This window comes from Psychrosphaera ytuae (assembly GCF_017638545.1).
GTDB classification, from domain to species: domain Bacteria; phylum Pseudomonadota; class Gammaproteobacteria; order Enterobacterales; family Alteromonadaceae; genus Psychrosphaera; species Psychrosphaera ytuae.
In genome coordinates this window covers 2,778,241-2,797,065 of sequence record NZ_CP072110.1, presented here as the reverse complement: position 1 = coordinate 2,797,065, position 18,825 = coordinate 2,778,241, and the positions used below count along the sequence as shown (strand labels likewise).

Sequence of the window (18,825 nt, the reverse complement as noted above, 5' to 3'; positions counted from 1 at the left end):
GGACTGAATCATGGCACAAAATGTATATCAATTTGTCGATGTCCAACGCATTGACCCAAAAAAACAACCGATAAAGATCCGCAAAACCGACTTTATCGAGATTTATCAACCTATGCAGGACTCACAGGCCCAAGGTCAGGCAGATCGCTGTTTAGATTGTGGTAACCCTTATTGCGAATGGAAATGCCCAGTTCACAATTACATTCCACAATGGTTGGCTTTAGCTAATCAGGGAAAAATTATTGAGGCCGCTGAGCTTTCACATCAAACCAATAGTTTACCGGAAGTGTGCGGACGGGTTTGTCCTCAAGACCGGTTATGTGAGGGTGCATGTACTCTTAATGAAGACTTCGGTGCCGTCACCATAGGTTCAATTGAAAAGTATATTACTGACAAAGCGTTTGAAATGGGCTGGCGTCCAGACCTTTCCGATGTAGTACCGACGGATAAAAAAGTGGCCATCATAGGTGCAGGTCCAGCCGGTTTAGCTTGTGCTGATGTCCTAGCTCGCAATGGCGTTCAAGCGGTCGTATATGACAAATATGACGAAATTGGCGGCTTACTCACCTATGGTATTCCAGCGTTTAAGCTCGAAAAGAGCGTTATTTTAAAGCGCCGTGAAATCCTCGAAGGCATGGGCATTGAGTTTCGTTTAAATATGGAAGTCGGCAAAGACATTCAGTTACAAACTCTCATTGATGAACATGACGCGGTCTTTTTAGCCGTTGGTACCTACCAGTATTTAAAAGGTGGTTTCCCAAATGAAAATGCACCAGGTGTTTACGAAGCACTGCCATATTTGATTTCTAATACCAAATACATCATGGGCAATGCGGACGAACGCATCGATTTTGATAGCCAAAAAGTTGTTGTTCTTGGCGGTGGTGATACGGCCATGGACTGTGTGCGTACGGCGATAAGACAAGACGCAGCGTCTGTCACATGTGCTTATCGACGCGATGAAGAGAGTATGCCGGGCAGTGCCAGAGAAGTACAAAACGCCAAAGAAGAAGGCGTAGAATTTGTATGGAATGCGCAACCCGTAGCTATCGAAGTTAACGATGCAGGTCAAACAACTGGCGTTACCTTTGTCAAAACCCAGCTTGGCGCACCAGATGAAAACGGCCGACGCCGTCCAGAAGCTGTCGCGGGAAGTGAATACACATTAGCGGCCGATGCGGTAGTCATGGCGTTTGGCTTTAAGCCATTAAACCTAGACTGGTTGACGCCATTTGGTGTCGAACTTACTCCTTGGAATACCATAAAAGCAGGTAAAGACAGTCAGTTCGCCTACCAAACTACTCACCCAAAACTTTTTGCCGGTGGTGACATTGTTCGAGGGGCAGACCTAGTTGTAACCGCAATCGCTGAAGGGCGAGATGCTGCAGAAGGCATTTTGGATATGCTAGAGGTGTAGTTAATCTCTTGAGCCTCAACACAAATGAAAAAAGAAAAGGCCCAAGCTAAATACGCTTGGGCCTTTTTGTATGCCGGAAAGTGGCCAAAACTTATGACGACTTGATCGCTTTTTCGTTTATCGCTTTCATCGTCTCGGATGCTGCTTTGTACAACAACTCTTCACTTAGTCGAACATCGTAGTTAGGGTTAACATACTGAAAATGCACCATACCTTGTTGGTCTATGATGTAAACCGCAGGAACAGGAAGCGCAACACGCTCTTCACCCGTTACATCAACAAATGGAACGCCCAGTCTGTCGCGGTACATAGCTTCTGTTTTTTTGTCTAAGAAAAATGCCAGCCCCATGTTCTTTGCCAACTCCATTTTAGGATCGGCAAGCAAGGTATATGAGATGTCTTCACGCGACTGTTGTTCTTGGATGTTTTTGTTGCTGTCAGGTGAGATAGCGATCATTTGAAATCCCAAAAACTCGACCGACTTCTCAATTTTCTTCAACCCGTTGAGCTGAGCATTGCAATATGGACACCAGCCACCGCGATAAACAACTAAAATAGTTGGCTTTTTAGCGAATAACTCTGCCGTTTGAATAGGCTTTTTAAACTTATCTTCGATTTGCGTATTCGGTATCTTCATACCAGGTAAAATGGGTGATACTTCAAACGCAGATTCAGCGATGCCATTGGCGTCGGTTTGAATGTTTGATGCTGACGAAGGTAGTGCAATTGAGCCTAACAACAAGGCAAAACTCACTAAAACAATCTTTACTGGATTCATATTTCCTCTATTTTTTTTGTTTCTTAACAATCTACTGTACTAGACCCTAGTGCACCCAAAATAATTTCAAAGACATAAAAAAAACGGCCCGAATAATCAGGCCGTTTGTTCTGTTTAATTTAGTTTTGTTTAGCAGAGCGTTAATCGATATTTTCCGCAGGAATTCGATTAGCAATAAACGTTCTGATTTCTGACTCGAGCTGCTCTACAACGTCATCATTATCAATACGCTTTTTCTGGCGTTGACCATTGATATAAAAACCACTGCGCTTATTGGCACCAGCAAGGCCAATATCAGAGATTAAGGCTTCGCCTGGGCCGTTTACAACACAACCAATGACTGACACTGTAATTGGCTCTACAACGTCCTCTAGACGTTCTTCAAGCTGGTTCATGGTGTTAACCACATCAAACTCTTGACGAGAACAACTTGGGCAAGCGATAAAGTTGATACCGCGAGAGCGGATGCCTAGTGACTTAAGGATATCAAAGCCAACTTTAACTTCTTCAACAGGATCAGCAGCAAGTGAAATTCGAATCGTATCACCAATGCCCTCAGCAAGGAGCATTCCTAAACCGACCGCTGACTTGACTGCGCCCGAGCGGAATCCGCCCGCTTCAGTAATACCTAAGTGCAGTGGCTGCTCAATCTTTTGCGCTAACAAACGATACGCACCGACGGCCAAGTGAACATCTGATGCTTTTACACTGACTTTAAAGTTGTGAAAATCATGACGCTGAAGGATCTCTACGTGACGCATTGCTGATTCAACCAGCGCTTCTGGTGTCGGCTCGTGGTATTTCTCTTGGATATCTTTTTCCAATGAGCCACCGTTAACACCTATGCGAATTGGGATATTCTTTTCTTTGGCTACGTCGATAACCGCTTTGATGCGTTCTTCGTTTCCAATATTGCCTGGGTTAATACGCAAACAGTCAACACCGTATTCGGCAACTTTAAGCGCGATGCGATAATCAAAGTGAATATCAGCAACTAAAGGTATCGTTACTTGCTTTTTAATTTCTTTAAATGCTTCAGCTGCGTCCATCGTCGGTACCGACACGCGAACAATATCGGCACCAGCATCTTGAATGCGTTTAATTTGTGCGACGGTCGCTTCAACGTCAGTCGTCTTTGTGTTTGTCATGGATTGAACCGCAATTGGGGCATCGCCACCAACCGGAACATTACCAACCATAACTTGAGTTGATTTACGTCTTTTTATTGGGTTTTCACCAAACATGATCTTTCTCTTTACAGGTTTGCGTCAACTTCAAATCGCGCTACGCGATTTTTCGGCAGGTCAGACATGTCGAACGGGTTGCCATTCACCCAAATTCGCACGCCATCTGGATTACCTAATAATACTCTAAATGGGCCTTGAGCGTTTAATGTCATTACATATCCAGCGTTTTTATTTCCGATTGCGATACGCTCATCAAAAGCGTCGTATACTTCGACCCAACAATCGTTTTCAAATTCAAATTCAACCTTGATGAAGTCCGATTCATCTACTTCACCATTGTCGGCCAACAAGCGTTTCTCCGCGTCACTAAGAACAATTGGTGCTTGTTGTTTAGGAGTATCACCGTCCGTATCAACTTCAGTCGTCTGAGTAGACTCACTGCCATTGGTTGCCACATTTTGTGTTGGTACAGCACTTTGTGTTGTCGGTGACTCTGAGTTCTGTTGCTCTACAGTTTGAGTGTTTAGTTGCGACTCACGTGCTTGCTGAGTTTGTGGCGGTGTTGATTTATCAGCAGCTTGAGACACTGTGCTGTTAGTCACATCAGCGTTTGTTGTTTCAGCTATTACTCGCTCACCAGCAACATCTAGCTGTGCCTTTGGTGATTGTAACTCTTCTGTGTTTTCCTCTGTACCTGTTGGCTCGGCCGTGGCCGTCGCTACTGGCAACTCATTATTAGTAGAACTTGTCGAACCAAACATTTCTGAACCTTTGGTTTGAACCCACCAAGCAACAAGCGCGATGGCCAAAATGGCAACGATACCCCACGAAATAATCGTCAATCGACGTTCTGTACGCTTGCGTTTGCTGCGTTTAGAAAATGAGTGCATTTCCATTGCATCAACTTTGCTTGCACCCATGGTTTCTACTTCTTTTAACACCGCATGCTCATCGACGCCCACTTTTTTCGCATAAGAGCGAATATAACCACGGACAAAGGTCTCTGGTAAATTTGTCGGCAAATCATCAGCTTCGATTTGTTGAAGTACTTTTAAAGGCACACGAATTTGTTCAGACAAGTCTTCTAAAGAAATGCCTAAAGACTGTCGAGCATTCGCCAAAATCTGTCCGCTGCTAAACTCTGGCGTCGGTTGTTCCGTGTTGTGTTCTGCTTGTTCCTGAGGTGATTGCTCTGACATTGTTAATACTGCTCCGGATTAACTTTTAATAATTTAGTCCCTGCTGTAACAACCCCATCGCGATCGATTTGGTTCCAGCGCTTTAGTTCAGCAACGTCAACATCAAGGTTGCTGGCTACTTCGGAAATGGACTGCAGTTTTGGTACTGTAAAATAGATATCGGGATCGGCTACGAATAAAGATTGACCGATTTGAAGCTTCGATTTTTGAGTTAAATTGTTCCACTTCATTAAGGTTTCTAACTTAACGTTATAACGGCTAGAAATTTTATACAAAAACTCACCCGCTTTTACGGTATGAGTCGGAATGTTTACATCCCTAAGAGTAACTGCAAGAGGTTCACCTAGGTTTTGATACTTAGCTTGTTGCTCTTTGGTGGTATACAAATCCGGATCAGACATTAAAATTTCCGTGCCTTCTTTAAGCCAGCCGTCTTGCTCCAAGTTATTCCAACGCAACAACGTTTGTAAGCTCACACCTTCTTCACGAGCAACGTCAGACACCATTTTATCAGCGTTTAGTGTCATATAAGGCTCAGGCTGAGCGACGTAAATAGTGTGGCCAACAACCATGTCTTTATCATTCAAGCCATTCCATTTGGCTAAAGTTGACACCTTAATATTGAACTTAAGAGAAATTCGATACAAGTTGTCGCCTTTTTGAATTTTGTACGTCGGTGCGATAAGACCCTGTGGTGAAGGTTGTAAATATACACGGTTGTTTTGGGTTGAAGCCCGATCATTAACAAGAACCGCGTTTTTAATTGGCGAGACTAGCACTTTTTCTTCAGGTAAAGGCTGTTCTTTTTCAATCGCGACCGTCGACTGAATTAGCTCTGGGATCTTAGCCTTTTCAGTATCCGTTAGAGGCTTTGAAAACATCTCCACTTTGTCTTTGACATCCTGCACAAACTCAGCTTTTGACGCGTACTCACTGACCGCAGTAGCAACCGTGGCAGGAAGCACTAAGCCTCCAGAAGTACGTTGGTTTTCACGTAAGTTTTGGTTGCGCAGCTCGCGCTCGGTGTCATCCACTTGTTGCTCTTTTTTTACCAAAGACGTGCTTTGGGTTACACGACTTGGCTGATTCTCATTTGAGGTGGCCGTTTTGCGCGTAATGCGGATCTGTGGACTATTTCGCTTAGACTGATACTTCAAGCGTAGCTGCTCAAATTCACTATTAATGATGGTTTTGCTGGTCACATATAACGCTTCACGGCTATTCGGGAAGGTTTGTACCAATTGATCTAAATACTTATTAGCTTGAGTCAATCGACCGCGTTTTTCTTCTAAAATATAACCCAGTAACAAGGCACGAGGACCAGGCTGAGAAATGCGCATATAACGACTATAAAAATCCAATGCAGCGACTATGTCACCTGTTGCGTATTTGATACCAGCCAAAGACAACAGATTGTTAGGTCGTCCAGGATTGTGCTTGTACGAAAGCTCGAAATACTCTTGTGCTTGTAAAATTTCGTCGTTAGATAACGCACAGATGGCTAAGTTTTCATAGCTATCAGCGGCGCGTGTGTACTTTGAAATAGAAATGGCTTTTTTGAAATAACCCGCCGCTTTATCTAGCTGGCCCACATTACACAAAAACGTACCGTAGTTGTTATGGGTATCAGGGTTGTTAGGTTCAAAGTCTATGGCTTTTAAATAGTAGGTTTCGGCAATGTCCATTTCACCGACCATTTGATAGTAGTAACCTAAGCTGTAATTGACATCAGCTCGGGTAGGCGCAAATTCTAACGCTTTTTCCAAGTTAAATTTGGCTTGCTCGTATTTGTTGTTTTCAAGATAACTCAATCCCAAAATCAACCGTGTACGAGCGGCTTCCGTTCGGTCAAACTCAAAGCTACGTACTTGTTTCTTCGAGTCTACAAATGTTTTTTCCGTAACACAGGCTGTGATTAACACAGCACTTATCAGCACAATTAGAATTCGTCCCATAACTCACTTCTTTTTGTTAGTTATTGATGCCTATCTAAACCATTTTGACTGATATTGAATCACCTTTCATCTGTTTTTTTAACATTCGCTTAGTACGGTCAACAACGTCACCAACTAACTGGCCACAGGCCGCGTCAATGTCGTCTCCGCGAGTACGACGAACGATACAAGTGTAACCTTCTTCTTGGAGTACTTTAGCAAATCGGTCAACACGGCTATTTGACGATTTTTCGTATGGTGCACCCGGGAACGGGTTCCATGGGATCAGGTTAATTTTTGATGGTGTGCCACGTAATGTCTGCGCTAGCTCGCGAGCTTGATCCATTGAGTCGTTAATACCATTAAGCATAACGTACTCGATAGTGATTTCTTTGTTCGCAGTCGAACCATCAATATATCGACGACATGACGCTAAAAACTCTTCGATGTTGTACTTTTTGTTAATCGGTACCAAGATGTCACGCAGTTCGTCGTTTGGTGCGTGAAGTGAAATCGCTAATGCGACATCGATTTTTTCTTTTAGCATGTCTAGTGCAGGTACAACACCAGATGTACTCAATGTTACGCGGCGCTTTGATAAACCAAACGCAAAGTCGTCCATCATCAGCTCCATTGCTGGTACGACGTTTTTAACATTTAGAAGCGGCTCACCCATGCCCATCATTACAACGTTTGTAACCGGACGGTTAGTCGATAACCCATCCCAGCCTATATCCTGCGCAACACGCCAAACTTGGCCGATGATTTCACCAACTGACAAGTTGCGGTTAAAACCTTGTTGAGCGGTTGAACAAAAAGTACATTCAAGGGCACAGCCAACTTGTGAAGATACACAAAGGGTTTTACGGTCACCATCAGGGATCCAAACCGCTTCAACTTCTTGACCGCCTTCTAACAACATAGCGTATTTAATTGTGCCATCAGAAGACACTTGGCGAACGCTGATCTCAGGCGCGCGCACTTCACACTTCTCGGCTAATTTAGCTCGTAGGACTTTTGAAAAGTTGGTCATTTCTGAAAAATCAGTTTGACCCATTTGATAAATCCACTTGATGGCTTGGTCAGCTCTAAATGGCTTTTCGCCTAATTCGTCTTTAAAAAACTGGCGCAACGCTTTGCGGTCGTAATCTAAAAGGTTAACTTTTTTGACGGGCTGTGCTTCAACAGCAGGAGTGATGATTTCTGCAGACATACTTTACCTCTATGTAGCTTGTATCGTTTAAAGATGCGTTGTTACACGCGTACATTTTATTTTTGCTTTGCATCCTTCAAATGGGCGTTAAGTTGCCTTAAAGACACAAAGCAAAAATATAAAAAGGACCTTAGCAAGCTAAAGTCCTTTTTAAGAATAACTCAGTAATCGTTAAAATTAACGAGTACGGTCACATAATTCGTCAGCAGAGAAGAAGTATGCGATTTCACGAGCAGCTGACTCAGGAGCGTCAGAACCGTGTACTGCATTCTCGTCGATTGACTCTGCGTAGTCAGCACGTAGTGTACCAGCTAGCGCTTCAGCTGGGTTAGTTGCACCCATGATTTCACGGTTTTTAGCAACTGCGTTTTCACCTTCTAAAACCTGAACCATAACTGGACCAGAAGTCATGAAAGAAACTAAAGCACCGAAGAAAGGACGCTCTTTGTGTTCAGCGTAGAAGCCTTCAGCTTGCTCTTGTGAAAGGTGAACCATTTTTGAAGCTACGATGCGTAGGCCCGCAGATTCGAAACGGTTGTAGATTGCGCCGATTACATTTTTAGCAACTGCATCAGGCTTGATGATAGAAAAAGTACGTTCTAACGCCATGGTTAAACTCCAATTTTCAAGATTAATATTAAGGATTCAATTTCTGGGCGCGGATTATACTAGAACTTTATGAAAAAAAATATGTTTGCTTATATTTATCATTGAATAACATAATGTCGACAGTTTTAGCTTGTAGAAAGTGGCGAAAGTTTCCTAAAAGCCCTACACTCATTCGTTTTAACCAATTAATTTTAAAATACTTTTAAGAGTTTTTTCATGAATCAGCAGTTGCTCATCACCGACATTTTAAAATCTTTAAAGGCGCAATATCTGGATTTGGTGAGCGACGCCGTGTCTTTTTTTCGCGATTTTGAAGAAACTTATTTAATTTTTGAGAAAGAAACGCAGCGCACCAAAGAAATCAATAAACAAATTGAAACCATCCTAGCGTTCAAAGAAACCAATGGCTTCTACCCAAAAATTAAAGACCAAGACGACACTGAAAAATACTTAAAAGAGTTAAAACTACTTTCGTCCACAGCCCAAGAACGCTTGGATCATATTGAGCCCAAAATCATTGGTGGCTACAAACGTCGCAACCGTATGTTGACCGAAATGGCAGATACGATTATCGAACAAACCCTAAAAGAGCGGGATGCCAATCGCTTTATCACTACTATGGTATTGCGTGCCCCGTTGCCAAACGACCAAGCTCGATGTGCCAGTAACGAAAAAAACAAACCTATTTATATCGCGGCCCTTGCGTTAAAGCTTCTGGAGCGCCTCAACGACGAAAAGCAGCTCTCTGAACCACAAGTCGTTGATTATGTACCGGAGAAAGTTCCTTCCGAGGACAACCCAAAAGAAGACGTCTACGAGCCAGAGAAACTAGAAGTCTACAAAAGTGAAGTGTTGCGACCTATTGTGTTTGCGGCACTGATTCACCAACTAGGCAGCTATAGCTTAAATGCCGAAGAGATATATCGCGGCAACCGCTATCGCCTTCTCGATGAAGAAGAGCGAAAGAAGCTAATTGATATCATCTACAAGAGCTCTAGAGACTATTTAAAATACGGTCTCGGTGAACCGGATAAAAATTTATTCAATGAAACTCGACCTGAAGATTATCAGCGAGCCGTCGCTCGTTACGATCTAGTCGATTCTATTTTGACTAATTACGTAAAGTCACAGCATGCGCTGGGGAACATCTTACGTATTCCTATGATTTACGCTTCGTTTTTAATGTCGACCAAATCCAGACACAACTACAGCTTGGTCTATAAAGCCTATGACATTATGAAAAGCGGTATCGAAAAAGGGGTAATTTACCCGCCTTATACTAAAACCTTTATGAAAATGGTGGGCAAGTTTCCAATGGGGACGGGTATTTACTTTATTTCCAAAGAAACCAACGCCCCGGAAAAAGGTGTGGTCATAGGGTTAAACCCTGCCAAGTCAGACTCTGCTTTAGTGAAACAAACCACTAAACGCCAAGTTAAGTACGAAGATCACAGCCAAACTGAAGTGACCTACGCCTATAATTTATTAAATGAAGAAGCCCGTAAAAACTCTGACTTTGGCAGTGACTATTTCAAAAAACAATTCCCCAAAGGGTTTTTCTGGAACCCAGCTGAAGATTGGGAAATGGACATTAACCAAAAGTCATTTTGGCGTCGTGACAACAACACCCGCCGCAATTAAAAGTTAATCAACGCGAGTATTAAAAGTCCACTTTGCCTCGGTTTTGTTTGATCTGACTGCGCTTAGTTTTATTGTCCAGCCTACGTCGCTGTGACGACTTTGTTGGTTTTGTTGGCTTGCGAACAGCCTGAACCTTAGTTGCATCTTTAATCAGCTCAACTAACCTGACGATCGCTTCGTCTCGATTTTGTTGTTGAGTACGGTGCTGCTGAGCTTTGATGATAATCACGCCATCTTTTGTCAAGCGCTTGTCTTTCAGGTCCATCAACCTAGATTTATAAAATTCAGGCAAACTTGACGCTTGAATATCAAACCTTAAGTGGATTGCTGACGATACTTTATTAACGTTTTGACCACCGGCGCCTTGCGCTCTTATAGCGACCAGCTCAACCTCATCTTCGTCAAGTGAAACTGTGTTAGAGATCTCGATCATGACTTAGTTAAAGTAATCTTGCTGACGCGCTTCTAATAAACGCTCAATTTGATCAATCTCTGACTCTGACATTGAAGAAGCCGATGGCGATTCAGGAATGCGGTTAGACTCGTTAGCCCATTCACCTAAATCAATGAGCTGGCAGCGTTTGCTACAAAATGGGCGAAACTCAGACTCAGGTTGCCAAACTACATCAGTTTCGCAAGTCGGACATTTAACAGTTGTCGTTGATTTATCAGACATAAAAAACACCATTATTTAATAACGATACAAAAAAGAAAGGAGTGTAACCCTGAATACGCAACTAGCAAGTCGCTAGTTCAAAGGGGATTGTATCATTCACTGACGTTTTTACCGCACTTTTATCTGGACGCATAAAGCTGATTGCAAAACGGCGGTTACTGCCACTGATGGTTGGGAATACTCCACTGTCTACATCATATTTAACTCTCAGTAACGATACCGTATCTGCACAACTGCCCTGGAAAAAACCATTTGGCGCATCGCGCTCGGCAAACTCAGCAGACTCTCTGATAAATAACATCGAAAAGTTTAGGGCTTGTTGAAGTGGCGCTAATATAGTTAACCAAGCTTGAATATCATCTTGACGTTCAGCAAGTGGCTTAAGACGCCAAAAGTGAAACTGCGGTAAATCAAAATCACAAGTACCACCAGCAATACCAAATCTCTGTCTTAGACTCGCCAAAAACTTATCTTCTTTAAGAATTTGGCAGGCTTTACTCATTTTTGAAATCTGACCTTGCAGTTTTACTGTTTCTTGAAGGTTTTTTTGCAAAGAATCATTGTGAATGTCGGGGTGAGAAGACCAGCGAAGCATGCTTTTTTCAAGTAGATCTAAATAAAACGCTAAGGTGCCGCGAATATCGTTGCGTTCTAACACTTCAATTGTGGAATATAAGGTAGAGAAAAACGGTTGGATGTTTCGGTCATCCGTCATGTCTTTGTGTATCGACAACTGATCAAATAACAACTCTAACCGCATTAGCAGTCGAGTTTTTTCATTCAGCGGATGTTCGTAGACAACTGGATTCATGACGATGGTTTCTTTTTGTTATTCTTCTTCTCGGTATCCACACCAAACATTGGCGATTAATTGTTCCAATATGATTTAACCATCGGCCAGTGTCAAATATTTCTTATGCAATTGATTAACTTGAATTTTTAACTCTGATAAAGAGCCCGAGTTATCAATCACATCGTCCGCCTTGGTCAGCCTAGTTGGACGGTCAATTTGACTGCTAATAATGGACTTAATCTGTTCTTCGTTAACACTATCACGGTTAGTCGCTCGTTGCACCTGTAGTGCTTCAGGTACGTCCACTACTAAGACTCGCTGACAGTATGACTCTAAGCCATTTTCTAATAACAATGGCGCAGACAATATTACGTACGGTGACTTTGCTTGATTGAGTTGGTCGAGAAGTTCAGTGCGAATCGCCGGTTGCATGATTGCATTTAATTTCTGCTTGGCACTCTCGTCAGAGAACACTAGCGCTCTTAGTTTGGCTCGATTTAAATGCCCTTCTGCATCAATGTACTCATCACCAAATTCGGCTTTTATCGACTCAAGTGCTGGCGCGCCAGGAGTTACTACCTGCCTTGCAACAATATCTGCGTCAACAATATCTATGCCTTGCGCGGCAAATAAATCCGTCGCCGCAGTTTTACCTGAGCCAATGCCGCCCGTAAGACCTATAATTAAACGCTTTGAATTTTTAGAATCCGTCATCTACCACTCTTATAAAAATGCCATGTACCAGTTGAGCATTGCATCTCCCCAGAGCATGGTTAACCAGCCTGCAATGGCAATGTAAGGGCCAAACGGGATTTGGGTATTGCGAGTTTTGTCACCAAACACCATCAAACTAATACCAATAACAGCGCCAACAAGAGACGACAACAAAACCACCATAGGCAATTTAACCGCCCCAACAACCGCACCGACAATCGCCATTAATTTAAAGTCACCATAACCCATGCCCTCTTTGCCGGTCACGATCTTGAATAACCAATACACAGACCACAAACTCAAGTAACCTGCTGCGGCACCTATGATTGTATATTTAGGCGTCAAAAATACCCCCCAGACTGAGGCAAGAAGAACAAACCACAATAAAGGTTGGGTAAGCTGATCGGGAAGTAGCATTTTATCTATGTCGATAAAGATCAGACAAATAAACACCCAAGTAAGCGGGACTAAAACTAAAGTTTGCAGCGAGTAACCAAACTTCACAGCCACAATGGCTGAGGCTAGCGCTGTTAAAGCTTCAATGGCTGGATAACGAATAGAAATAGGCGTTTGGCACGAGCCACATTTACCTTTTAAAAATAGGTAACTAAAGATAGGGATGTTTTGCCAAGGTTTAACCGCAGCATGACATTTGGGGCAGTGTGAGTCAGGCTTTACAAGGTTGAACGTTTCTTTTGTTGCATCTTTTGTTGGCTTTAATTCATCCGCCAAAAACTCTCGACATTCACAATCCCACTCTCGCTCCATCATTACCGGAACACGATAAATCACTACATTCAAAAAGCTACCAACGAGCAGCGATAACAGAGTCACTATAGTGATAAAAAAGGCGGAAGATTCCGCCATTAATATAAAAAACTGATCAAACATAAATCTCTAGGTTCTAATTTTTACTTATCATTAAACCGCGTTACCCATCTGGAAGATAGGCAAGTACATAACAACGATGAGACCACCAACAACAACGCCCAAAAACGACATCATGATTGGTTCGATCAACGCCGAAATGCCATCGACCGCGTCGTCCACTTCTTGTTCGTAAACATTGGCGACACGCTCTAACATGGTATCAAGCGCACCAGATTCTTCACCGATGGCAACCATTTGAGTCACCATATCGGGAAATAAATTAGTTGTTCGCATTGCCACATGCATCAAGTTACCGGCGGATACATCGGCCTTAATTTCTGAAATTGCACGTTTGTAAACGGCATTGCCTGACGCACCAGCTGCTGAGTTCAATGCCTCATGTAATGGCACACCTGCAGCAAAAGTGGTCGAGAGAGTTCGAGCGTATCGAGCAATCGCCCCTTTGTTCACGATATTACCAACAATCGGAGCCTTAAGAAGTAGAGCATCCATCGAATCGGCAAACTTCTTATTGGTTCGTAAGGCGCGTTTAAACAAAAAGACACCAACACCAATCGCACCCACGACCCACATCCAATATTCTTGGGCCACTTTTGAAGCATTGATGGCAACTTGGGTCGGCGCCGGTAGTTCGGCACCAAAACTAGAAAAGATGTCTTCGAAAGACGGAATAACATAAATCAACAAAATACCAACAACGATAGACGCGATAACCAAAATCGCGATCGGGTAGGTCATGGCTTTTTTGATCTTAGATTTTAGGGCTTCTGATTTTTCTTTATAAAGGGCGATTCGGTCGAAGATACCATCAAGTGCACCTGACTTTTCACCTGATTCAACTAGATCACAATACAACTCGTCAAAATATTTAGGCTGAGAGCGAAACGCATCGGCGACCGTTGAGCCTGCCTGGACCTGAACCAAAACGTCAGTCACCATTTTTTGCATAGATTCTTTTTCTGCGCCTTTGGCAATCATATCTAGTGATTGCACCAAAGGTACACCTGCAGTCAACATAGTGGCGATTTGGCGCGTTAAAACCGCAATATCTTTACTATCGATAGGCTTACTACCACTACCAAATAGCGGCGTTGGTTTTTTCCTAACTTTGGTCGGTGTAATACCTTGTTTCTTGAGGTTACCCTTAGCTTCGGTTGGCGACGTTGCATAAATTTCGCCTTTTATTTTACCGCCTCGACGGTTCAATCCCTCGTAAACAAATGCGATCTGTTTTTTTATTGCTTTAGCTTTATTATCCGCCGCCATATTTTGTTTTTTTCCTAGTTTTGTTCCTAGTATTTTTCCTGGCTCTAGGGCCTTGGTTTTAACTTGTCTTGCGCAACTACCTTATTAAGACGTATTAAGACAAATTAAGATGTTGTAACACGGTTTACTTCTGCAAGGCTTGTCATACCTGCGGCCGCCTTTAACAGGCCTGACTTACGCAGGTTATTCATGCCTTCTTTTTCAGCTTGTTGCGCAATATCCAACGAGTTGCCGCCTTCCATGATAATACCGCGCATTTCTTCACTGAGTTTTAACACTTCATAAATACCGACACGACCTTTATAACCACCAGTACAGTCGTTACAGCCCACAGGCTTAAACAAAGTCATAGACGAAATTTGCTCTGCGGTAAAACCTTCTTGTAGTAACGCTTCTTCAGGCAAGTCTTTCTCTGGCTCTTTACATTTAGAGCAAAGTCGACGAGCAAGTCGCTGAGCGATGATCAGCGATACCGAACTGGCTATGTTATAGGATGGAACACCCATATTGGCCAAACGAGTTAGGGTTTCAGCAGCTGAGTTAGTATGCAGAGTAGACAATACTAAGTGACCTGTCTGCGCCGCTTTGATAGAAATTTCGGCGGTTTCTAAGTCACGGATCTCACCCACCATGATGATGTCCGGATCCTGACGAAGGAAAGCTTTAAGTGCCGAAGCGAAGTCCAACCCCGCCTTGTTGTTCATTTGAACTTGGTTGATACCGGCTAAGTTAATTTCTACAGGATCTTCGGCGGTACTTATGTTGCGCTCTGGGGTATTGAGGATATTCAAGCCGGTATACAATGAAACGGTTTTACCAGAACCTGTCGGACCGGTAACCAAAATCATTCCCTGTGGCTGAGCTAACGCTTCCATATAGAGCTTTTTCTGCTCTTCTTCGTAACCCAACACATCAATGCCCAACATGGCACTAGACGAGTCCAAGATACGCATTACGACTTTTTCACCCCAAATCGTCGGCAATGTACTGACACGAAAGTCTATCGACTTTTTAGCTGAGATCTTAAGTTTGATGCGACCATCTTGTGGTTTGCGCTTTTCGGCAATATCGAGATTAGAAATAACTTTTATACGAGCTGCTAAACGACCAGAGAGTGCCGATGGCGGCTTAGCAACTTCAGTTAAAATACCATCGACTCGGAAGCGGATCCGGTATTCTTTTTCGTAAGGCTCAAAGTGTAAATCCGAAGCACCACGACGAATCGCGTCCATTAAAATTTTATTGATATAAACAACAATAGGGGCGTCGTCTTTGTCCGACTCATCTGGTGCATCTTGGTTGTTGTCCATCGACTCAGTTTCTAAGTCGGCCAGCTCCATCATGTCAGATTCATCAACGCCTAAGCCTTCTTCCATCGAAGAAAACGCTTTGTGGATCATGTCCGACAATTTACCTGGCTCACAAACTAAGAACTCAGTTTGCAAACCGGTATTAAATTCGAAGTCTTCTTGAGCTGAAATATCAGAGGGATCACTGGTGGCCAAAAATAGCGTTCGGCCTTTTTTGCCAACAGGTAAAACTTGGTGTTTGGTGATCAGTTTTTCGTTTTTGACGTCTTCAGGGATTTGCGATAGGTCAAACTGAGTGATGTCAAACCTAGGCACGCCAAAGCGCTGACTAGCAAAGAGCACAAGGTTTTCTGGCGAAATCACATTTTCCGCAACCAAGGTCTCGGCCATGGAATGGTAATTACTGCGGTTGTTTTTGACCTTTTCAACATCATCGTCCGATATGAGTTGATGGCTCACGAGCTGGCGTAACAGCGCACCTTTATACGTATACGGCATAAATCCAATAAACTAATCCTGATTATTATTAATAAAGATTATGGAGACATTAAGACGTATAGGCAACCGTTTGTTAATGAAACTTGGTGCTATTTTGCAAAAATCAGGTCGGGATTTGGGTGGGGATTGTTTAGGGGGAGTCGGATCAAAAAAGGTTAGAGCACGAGGTGAATTTTTTTAGTATTAAGGAGGAGTAGGTATAGGCCACTTTAGAGAGAGCTAAATACAAAAAAGGCCACTAAAAGTGGCCTTTACCATAATGGTCACTTTATATTAACCAATACGTGGACGGTATTGAGCAGCAAGAGTGCCACCTGTTACTTCATAAGACACAACACCGCTCGCTAGCGTTGCTGTGATAATCACAGTTTTACCTGCAAATTCAGCTGGCTCATCTGCACCATTTGTAAATGTAACTGTCATCTCCTGAGTTGCATCTCCAGATGTAGCAGAAGGAGCAGCTAACGCAATCTTTTGAATATCACCAGAACCACCTAAGTCTGTCAAAGCAGTAAATTTAGTACCTGATGAATCAACAAAGCCAACAGAAGCCAAATCATCAGTATCAGAAGGAAGTGCATTATTTAATGCTGCAAACTCTGAAATAGCATTTTGCACTGGACGCATACTAGCTGCGACAGAAGTTGTTGCTTCTGTACGTAATGTATAAGTCTGGTACTGTGGAACCGCTACTGATGCCAAGATACCGATGATCGCGATTACGATCATTAATTCAATAAGGGTGAAACCCTTTTGTTGACGGTTTTTCATATTCATACTCCTGATATGTATTTTCATGAAATTGTTGTAGTTTTAAATTTATTCCATTGTGACCATTTCGAAATTAATTACTGCTTGGTAATCAATTTCGTCGTTAAAAACAAGCAATCCGTCTTAACTTTGGACACTGACAATTTATCCGACAGTTTTTAGATTTCGCATATACTTCAACAGCTTATATTTAAATCCATTGAATAACGCTGAATACGAAAAACAGCCACTTGTGATTTTTACACCATTTCGGTAATCGATTGCAAGCCCTAATTCGCTTTCTAATTCTACATTTAGGCTCATTACCTAGCGCCAATGTGTATCGGCGAACACGTATTAAACTTTAATAAGCGATACCGAGAGTATTAAATTAATTAACAATTAATGTAGCCAATTTTAACGAGCAATCAAGGCGTGAACGGGAGTTTGAAAAAGTGGCGCCAAAGCGCCACTTCAATAGTGAATTTGTGGAGGCTTAATGGGTAATAAAAGGGGTAAAAAAGGGTTAATAAAGTGTAATAAAGACTTATTAAGCATCGAATCTCATAGAGAGATCAATCGCTTGAACATGCTTAGTTAAACCACCAATCGAAATGTAATCTACGTTAAGTACTGCGTAAGCTTTAAACTTGTCACCGTCCATATTGCCGGATGCTTCTAGTTTTACTCGGCCATTAGCTAGTTCGACGGCTTGTTGAGTTTGTTCAACACTAAAGTTGTCTAGCATGACGATATTAGCGCCCGCATCAATGGCTTGTTGCAGCTCGTCGAGGCTCTCTACTTCAACTTCAATCGGCTTGCCTGGGTTTAACTCTTGCGCCTTGCTCACCGCTTGCGTGATGCCACCTGCGGCTTGGATGTGGTTTTCTTTTATAAGGTAGGCGTCAAATAAACCAATACGGTGGTTTTGCCCGCCACCACATTTTACTGCGTATTTTTGTGCAAAGCGCAACCCAGGAATGGTTTTTCGCGTATCCAAGATATTGGTCGTGCTGCCTAAAGCACGAACTTCAGCCACGTATTTAGCCGTTGATGTCGCGGTAGCAGATAATGTTTGTAAGAAGTTAAGTGCAGTGCGTTCTGCTGTCAAAATGGCTCTGGCAGGACCTTTAAACGTAAACAAAGTGTCATTGGCTTTTACTGCGTCTCCGTCTTTGACCTTTAGTTCAACATTAATGTCCGGGCTGACTTGTTTACATGTCTCAATAACCCACTCCAATCCACAAATCACCGCATCTTCTCGAGTGATAACACGTCCACTAGCCTGTCTGTCGGCTGGGATAAGTTGTGCTGTGATGTCAGCCTCGGCACCTTGTTGATTTAAATCTTCAGCCAACGCTTGAGAAACTTGAGTTGGGATCAAAGATTGATACATGACACTTTCCTACTTCTTGGTATTTTTTTAATAATCAAAACGATTAAATCTAATCGTTAGTTCATTGCCCGTTTGGCTAAACGAGACTTGACGCAAGGCACTCATTCCAAGCAACACTTGTTCACCTGGCATTCCCGGCACTATGGTTGCACGCACATTTTGTAGTGACAGCTTACCTATTTCCAATTCATTGATGGATGTGCGATAGGCTGTTGCGACACCGTTTGCGGTACTGACTCGTACTGGCGCGCCTTGGTTTAACAATAAACGGTCTGCGACTTGTCTTGGAATTGCGACGTCCGTCGCCCCTGTATCAAGTAAAAACACCACTTCTTGACCATTTATATAACCGTTTGTGACGTAATGACCTTTGCGATTTTGTTTTAAAATTAAAACCGTCTCGCTGCCATCAACAAAACTCTCTGGGCGCTGATTTGGGTTGTCTTGCAGCTCTAATTGATTCGAAAAAAACGCAAACATGATCATCATCAATAGTATCCAAAAGATATACGCAAAGCGCTTTCCTATTTTTACATTGTCACTGCTCATGTTT

At 42.8% G+C, this 18,825-nt stretch carries 18 protein-coding genes; 2 read left to right on the top strand and 16 right to left on the bottom strand.

All coding sequences use genetic code 11. From position 1 onward, the window contains the following. Positions 1-10: 10 nt before the first annotated feature. On the top strand, positions 11-1,417 hold the full coding sequence (locus tag J1N51_RS12445; protein WP_208831580.1) for an FAD-dependent oxidoreductase: 1,407 nt from the start codon (positions 11-13) through the stop codon (positions 1,415-1,417). Positions 1,418-1,508: 91 nt separating this feature from the next. Here the strand turns inward: J1N51_RS12445 and J1N51_RS12440 are convergent, their stop codons facing one another. The 6 genes from J1N51_RS12440 to ndk all read right to left on the bottom strand — a co-directional run bounded on the left by J1N51_RS12440 (position 1,509) and on the right by ndk (position 8,337). Further along, complete coding sequence (locus J1N51_RS12440) at positions 1,509-2,195, bottom strand: peroxiredoxin-like family protein (RefSeq protein WP_208831579.1); 687 nt, start codon at positions 2,193-2,195, stop codon at positions 1,509-1,511. Between the two features lie 140 nt (positions 2,196-2,335). After that, complete coding sequence (gene ispG / locus J1N51_RS12435) at positions 2,336-3,439, bottom strand: flavodoxin-dependent (E)-4-hydroxy-3-methylbut-2-enyl-diphosphate synthase (protein WP_208831578.1); 1,104 nt, start codon at positions 3,437-3,439, stop codon at positions 2,336-2,338. Between the two features lie 11 nt (positions 3,440-3,450). Continuing rightward, positions 3,451-4,581: a RodZ domain-containing protein gene (locus J1N51_RS12430; protein ID WP_208831577.1), complete on the bottom strand. Its 1,131-nt coding sequence runs from the start codon at positions 4,579-4,581 to the stop codon at positions 3,451-3,453. Between the two features lie 2 nt (positions 4,582-4,583). Then, positions 4,584-6,536, bottom strand: a complete 1,953-nt coding sequence (gene pilW / locus J1N51_RS12425; protein ID WP_208831576.1) for a type IV pilus biogenesis/stability protein PilW — start codon at positions 6,534-6,536, stop codon at positions 4,584-4,586. Between the two features lie 34 nt (positions 6,537-6,570). Next, entirely contained in the window at positions 6,571-7,728 is a 1,158-nt protein-coding gene (locus J1N51_RS12420; protein ID WP_208831575.1) for a bifunctional tRNA (adenosine(37)-C2)-methyltransferase TrmG/ribosomal RNA large subunit methyltransferase RlmN, read from the bottom strand. Between the two features lie 177 nt (positions 7,729-7,905). Continuing rightward, positions 7,906-8,337: a nucleoside-diphosphate kinase gene (ndk, locus tag J1N51_RS12415; protein ID WP_208831574.1), complete on the bottom strand. Its 432-nt coding sequence runs from the start codon at positions 8,335-8,337 to the stop codon at positions 7,906-7,908. A 216-nt stretch (positions 8,338-8,553) separates the two neighbouring features. Between ndk and J1N51_RS12410 the strand changes: the two genes are divergently transcribed. Next, positions 8,554-9,978: a hypothetical protein gene (locus J1N51_RS12410; protein WP_208831573.1), complete on the top strand. Its 1,425-nt coding sequence runs from the start codon at positions 8,554-8,556 to the stop codon at positions 9,976-9,978. A 19-nt stretch (positions 9,979-9,997) separates the two neighbouring features. Here J1N51_RS12410 and arfB read toward each other — a convergent pair whose 3' ends face one another. The 10 genes from arfB to J1N51_RS12360 all read right to left on the bottom strand — a co-directional run bounded on the left by arfB (position 9,998) and on the right by J1N51_RS12360 (position 18,821). Then, on the bottom strand, positions 9,998-10,411 hold the full coding sequence (gene arfB, locus J1N51_RS12405) for an alternative ribosome rescue aminoacyl-tRNA hydrolase ArfB (protein ID WP_208831572.1): 414 nt from the start codon (positions 10,409-10,411) through the stop codon (positions 9,998-10,000). A gap of 3 nt (positions 10,412-10,414) precedes the next feature. Next, positions 10,415-10,654, bottom strand: coding sequence for a DNA gyrase inhibitor YacG (gene yacG / locus J1N51_RS12400; protein ID WP_208831571.1), 240 nt, complete (start codon positions 10,652-10,654; stop codon positions 10,415-10,417). A gap of 61 nt (positions 10,655-10,715) precedes the next feature. Further along, on the bottom strand, positions 10,716-11,465 hold the full coding sequence (locus tag J1N51_RS12395; protein ID WP_208831570.1) for a cell division protein ZapD: 750 nt from the start codon (positions 11,463-11,465) through the stop codon (positions 10,716-10,718). Positions 11,466-11,540: 75 nt separating this feature from the next. After that, positions 11,541-12,161 (bottom strand): dephospho-CoA kinase, encoded by a 621-nt coding sequence (coaE, locus tag J1N51_RS12390; RefSeq protein ID WP_208831569.1) that lies wholly within the window; start codon positions 12,159-12,161, stop codon positions 11,541-11,543. A gap of 9 nt (positions 12,162-12,170) precedes the next feature. Beyond that, the gene (locus tag J1N51_RS12385) at positions 12,171-13,052 is read right to left on the bottom strand and encodes a prepilin peptidase (protein ID WP_269802006.1); all 882 of its coding nucleotides are present in this window, start codon (positions 13,050-13,052) and stop codon (positions 12,171-12,173) included. 30 nt (positions 13,053-13,082) lie between these two features. Then, positions 13,083-14,318 carry a type II secretion system F family protein gene (locus tag J1N51_RS12380; protein ID WP_208831568.1) on the bottom strand — a complete coding sequence of 412 codons (1,236 nt, stop codon included), beginning with the start codon at positions 14,316-14,318 and terminating at the stop codon, positions 13,083-13,085. 104 nt (positions 14,319-14,422) lie between these two features. Beyond that, on the bottom strand, positions 14,423-16,126 hold the full coding sequence (gene pilB / locus J1N51_RS12375) for a type IV-A pilus assembly ATPase PilB (protein ID WP_208831567.1): 1,704 nt from the start codon (positions 16,124-16,126) through the stop codon (positions 14,423-14,425). A gap of 273 nt (positions 16,127-16,399) precedes the next feature. Next, the gene (locus J1N51_RS12370) at positions 16,400-16,897 is read right to left on the bottom strand and encodes a pilin (protein ID WP_208831566.1); all 498 of its coding nucleotides are present in this window, start codon (positions 16,895-16,897) and stop codon (positions 16,400-16,402) included. A gap of 529 nt (positions 16,898-17,426) precedes the next feature. Beyond that, complete coding sequence (nadC, locus tag J1N51_RS12365; RefSeq protein ID WP_208831565.1) at positions 17,427-18,272, bottom strand: carboxylating nicotinate-nucleotide diphosphorylase; 846 nt, start codon at positions 18,270-18,272, stop codon at positions 17,427-17,429. Positions 18,273-18,299: 27 nt separating this feature from the next. Continuing rightward, complete coding sequence (locus J1N51_RS12360; RefSeq protein WP_208831564.1) at positions 18,300-18,821, bottom strand: retropepsin-like aspartic protease family protein; 522 nt, start codon at positions 18,819-18,821, stop codon at positions 18,300-18,302. Positions 18,822-18,825: the final 4 nt, after the last annotated feature.

Bases quoted from the DNA above. Each gene is read 5' to 3' on its own strand.
- J1N51_RS12445 (WP_208831580.1), top strand. From the start codon at position 11: ATGGCACAAAATGTATATCAATTTGTCGATGTCCAACGCATTGACCCA.
- J1N51_RS12440 (WP_208831579.1), bottom strand. From the start codon at position 2,195: ATGAATCCAGTAAAGATTGTTTTAGTGAGTTTTGCCTTGTTGTTAGGC.
- ispG (WP_208831578.1), bottom strand. From the start codon at position 3,439: ATGTTTGGTGAAAACCCAATAAAAAGACGTAAATCAACTCAAGTTATG.
- J1N51_RS12430 (WP_208831577.1), bottom strand. From the start codon at position 4,581: ATGTCAGAGCAATCACCTCAGGAACAAGCAGAACACAACACGGAACAA.
- pilW (WP_208831576.1), bottom strand. From the start codon at position 6,536: ATGGGACGAATTCTAATTGTGCTGATAAGTGCTGTGTTAATCACAGCC.
- J1N51_RS12420 (WP_208831575.1), bottom strand. From the start codon at position 7,728: ATGTCTGCAGAAATCATCACTCCTGCTGTTGAAGCACAGCCCGTCAAA.
- ndk (WP_208831574.1), bottom strand. From the start codon at position 8,337: ATGGCGTTAGAACGTACTTTTTCTATCATCAAGCCTGATGCAGTTGCT.
- J1N51_RS12410 (WP_208831573.1), top strand. From the start codon at position 8,554: ATGAATCAGCAGTTGCTCATCACCGACATTTTAAAATCTTTAAAGGCG.
- arfB (WP_208831572.1), bottom strand. From the start codon at position 10,411: ATGATCGAGATCTCTAACACAGTTTCACTTGACGAAGATGAGGTTGAG.
- yacG (WP_208831571.1), bottom strand. From the start codon at position 10,654: ATGTCTGATAAATCAACGACAACTGTTAAATGTCCGACTTGCGAAACT.
- J1N51_RS12395 (WP_208831570.1), bottom strand. From the start codon at position 11,465: ATGAATCCAGTTGTCTACGAACATCCGCTGAATGAAAAAACTCGACTG.
- coaE (WP_208831569.1), bottom strand. From the start codon at position 12,161: ATGACGGATTCTAAAAATTCAAAGCGTTTAATTATAGGTCTTACGGGC.
- J1N51_RS12385 (WP_269802006.1), bottom strand. From the start codon at position 13,052: ATGTTTGATCAGTTTTTTATATTAATGGCGGAATCTTCCGCCTTTTTT.
- J1N51_RS12380 (WP_208831568.1), bottom strand. From the start codon at position 14,318: ATGGCGGCGGATAATAAAGCTAAAGCAATAAAAAAACAGATCGCATTT.
- pilB (WP_208831567.1), bottom strand. From the start codon at position 16,126: ATGCCGTATACGTATAAAGGTGCGCTGTTACGCCAGCTCGTGAGCCAT.
- J1N51_RS12370 (WP_208831566.1), bottom strand. From the start codon at position 16,897: ATGAAAAACCGTCAACAAAAGGGTTTCACCCTTATTGAATTAATGATC.
- nadC (WP_208831565.1), bottom strand. From the start codon at position 18,272: ATGTATCAATCTTTGATCCCAACTCAAGTTTCTCAAGCGTTGGCTGAA.
- J1N51_RS12360 (WP_208831564.1), bottom strand. From the start codon at position 18,821: ATGAGCAGTGACAATGTAAAAATAGGAAAGCGCTTTGCGTATATCTTT.